The following is a 2,944-nucleotide window of genomic DNA, read 5'->3' as shown; positions in this document are numbered from 1 at the left end:
TGATATACGCTGAATTATCAGGAGACTTTCCCTTGGGAGATTCTAGGCAGCCAACTTATAAAAGTCTTCGGCCATTTGATTTGGTGTCTTAAAACCCAAACCCTTTTGAATTCTTCGATGATTATAAAATAATTCAATGTATTTTATAATATCTGCTTTGGCTTCTTCTCTGGTTTGATAGTTGTAATGATGCACTAACTCATTTTTCAGTATTCCCCAAAAGCTTTCAATCGGTGCATTATCGTAACAGTCTCCGCGCTTGCTCATTGAACCTTGAAAACCATATTGCTCAAGTATATTTCGATATTCATGGCTGCAATATTGACTTCCTCTGTCTGAATGCACAATCAGTTCTTTGGTTGGTTTTTGATTGTGAATAGCCATATTTAGCGCATTACAAACAAGCTGTGCTGTCATGCGCTCATTTAAGCTATAGCCAACCACTTGTTTCGTGTAAAGGTCTTTTACCGCTGCTAAGTACAGCCATCCTTCAACAGTCCATATGTACGTAATATCACTTGACCATGCTTGATTTGGTCTAGTCATTGAGAATTGTTGCTCCAGCAGGTTTTCATAGATCGCTCGATTATGGTCACTATTCGTAGTCCTTTTAAAACGCTTGTGTCGCTTACAATACAGGTGGTTCAGCGCTTTTATCTGACGTACAGCGTACATACTCATTTTTATGCCCTGAGCTTGTAAGTATTTGGTTAATCGAATATAACCATAGCTCTGCCTTGTCTCCTCATGGGCTATTTTCACCAATATCGTCTGTTGATTTCGTTGAATCGTTCTTTTGCTCACGCCTCTCTTGAGCCAATCATAAAAACATGAAACTGAAACATGAAGTAATCGAGCCATTAAGGTAATTGGAAAAGAATATCTTTTTTGTTTCATATAGGCGTACCTTACTGACTTTCTTTGGCAAAGTACGCTGCTGCCTTTTTTAAAAATTCACGTTCCATTTCAGCTATTTTGAGCTGTTGTTTGAGTTTTTTATTTTCTTCGAGTAGAGCGTTTAGATCAGGTGAATACTGTTTTGTACCTGCTAAAGTTCCAGCCTTTGCTTTGGTATTCCAATTTGAAAGAGTTTGCATTGAAATGCTAAGTTGTCTAGCTGTTTCCGAGACATTGCCTTGATTGGCTTCAATTAATTTGATGGCTTCAGCTTTAAATTCTGTGGTGTAAGTCTTGTGTTTCTTGCTCATGGTAAACTCCTGATGAGTGTGTTTAGTTTACCAAGTTAAAACCTCCTGTTTTTTCAGCACACATCAAAAACGTTTACGTTGGTATTGGGGTAATCCTACAGATCGACATTTATGGCATCTGGATGAAACTTACGTAAAAGTGAATGGCAAATGGGCATATCTATACCGTGCAGTTGACCAACGTGGCCATACTCTTGATTTCTATCTTTCTGCTAGACGAAATACCCATTCAGCTTATTGTTTTCTTGGTAAGATTTTGAATCATGTCAAAAAATGGCAGATTCCACGAGTCATAAACACTGATAAGGCTCATACCTATGGCCGTGCTTTGTCGCGACTAAAACAGGAAGGAAAGTGTCCTGAAGACTTGGAGCATCGACAGATTAAATACAAGAATAACGTGATTGAATGTGATCATGGCAAGCTCAAACGAATCATCAAGGCTACGTTGGGATTCAAGTCTATGAAAACGGCTTATGCCACAATTAAAGGTATTGAGGTTATGCGTGCTCTACGCAAAGGACAAGCTTCATTATTTTATAACGGTAATATTCTAGGAGAAGTTTGGCTAGTAAATAGAGTTTTCGGTCTCTAAGCTTTTTTGAAGGGAAAATCATCGACTCAGATCCCTATTTGCAACAGTGCCTTTAATATTTAGTTTAAATCGACCTGTTAAACGTTCAGGTTGTCCTTTTTCTAATCGTTCAAGAGCATCAAGTAATTGTTGTCTAGTAACTTCGGGATTTCTAATCTTTGCCATATAAAAATACCTATTAAAGTTGATCTCTCGGGACTGTCATAATTTTATAAGGTTCAAAGTTTAAGTTCATACTCTGCATTATTTTTTCAGCAGCTTGGATGCGTATTTTGTGAAATTCGTAAATGTCATCGGATAACTGTCCTTCAATGCTTAGAACCTCTAATATGTTTATACTTTCTTGTCTTACAGCTTGAGCATAAGCTGTACTTTCAATAATTGACCAATCACAATCTACACATTCAGGAAATTCTATACCAATTCTCATACTACATGCACGATTGATACAGTACATTCCTGGAGCAATAGCATGGATGTGTTTTCTTCCTGATTTGATTTCTTTCTCAAAGTATTTAGATGACATATCCCTATCATTAAAATCTTGTTGGTACAAAAATTTGCCATAACCTCCACCCAAATTATGTCCAAGCTTTGCTTTCAATGAAATATTAGAAAGTAAATTAGCTTGCTGTCTAATTTTTTCTTGCTCTAGGCTTTGTTGCACAAAGATTTAAAAGTTAAGACTTCTCATATCTACTCAAATTTAAGTGACAACTCGGGTATGTGGTCTGCCTAAGTCCGTAAATTTATTTAATACTGCCATACGTGCATGAATCTCATTGACTTGGCTTTGAAAATTTCTCGCACTGAGTTTATCCCCCAATAATTTGATGCAATGCATCTTGGTTTCAACCAAACTTCGCCGATGATAGCCTGACCATTTCTTCCAAATAGTTCTTCCTAAACGTTTAACTGTTCGAAGCAACTCATTGCGTTCTAGCGAGCTCATCTTTTTATCTTTCCATGGCTTCGCATTTTTTCTTGGTGGAATCACTGCATGTGCTTGCCGATCCGCAATGACCTGTCGGCACTGTTTGGTATCATAAGCTCCATCGGTATAGACGGAGTCAACTCTCTCATCTTGTGGAATCTGATCGAGTAAATCACCAAGTACCTGTGAATCACTCACATTGTTGGT

At 37.6% G+C, this 2,944-nt stretch carries 3 protein-coding genes and 2 pseudogenes; 1 reads left to right on the top strand and 4 read right to left on the bottom strand.

Going from position 1 to position 2,944, the window contains the following annotated elements; translation table 11 throughout:
* Nucleotides 1-42: 42 nt before the first annotated feature.
* Nucleotides 43-1,208, bottom strand: a protein-coding gene (locus MKL51_RS17665; protein ID WP_085944217.1) for an IS3-like element ISAba22 family transposase whose coding sequence is annotated in 2 segments (ribosomal slippage) — nt 43-950 and nt 950-1,208 — 1,167 coding nt in all. Because the reading frame shifts where the segments join, the coding sequence is not laid out codon by codon here.
* 64 nt (nt 1,209-1,272) lie between these two features.
* On the opposite strand from MKL51_RS17665, the pseudogene MKL51_RS17660 reads away from it, so the two are divergent.
* Nucleotides 1,273-1,803 (top strand): annotated as a pseudogene (locus MKL51_RS17660) (IS6-like element IS1007 family transposase); the annotation flags it as partial.
* An 18-nt stretch (nt 1,804-1,821) separates the two neighbouring features.
* Here the strand turns inward: MKL51_RS17660 and MKL51_RS17655 are convergent.
* From MKL51_RS17655 to MKL51_RS17645, 3 genes and pseudogenes are all read right to left on the bottom strand, one after another.
* Complete coding sequence (locus tag MKL51_RS17655) at nt 1,822-1,968, bottom strand: hypothetical protein (RefSeq protein ID WP_160310229.1); 147 nt, start codon at nt 1,966-1,968, stop codon at nt 1,822-1,824.
* 13 nt (nt 1,969-1,981) lie between these two features.
* On the bottom strand, nt 1,982-2,470 hold the full coding sequence (locus MKL51_RS17650) for a hypothetical protein (RefSeq protein ID WP_049065942.1): 489 nt from the start codon (nt 2,468-2,470) through the stop codon (nt 1,982-1,984).
* 39 nt (nt 2,471-2,509) lie between these two features.
* Nucleotides 2,510-2,944 (bottom strand): annotated as a pseudogene (locus MKL51_RS17645) (IS5-like element ISAba13 family transposase); the annotation flags it as partial.

Source organism: Acinetobacter sp. AOR18_HL, assembly GCF_027855145.1.
Taxonomy (GTDB): domain Bacteria; phylum Pseudomonadota; class Gammaproteobacteria; order Pseudomonadales; family Moraxellaceae; genus Acinetobacter; species Acinetobacter pittii.
This window is presented reverse-complemented; position numbering and strand designations above follow the sequence as displayed.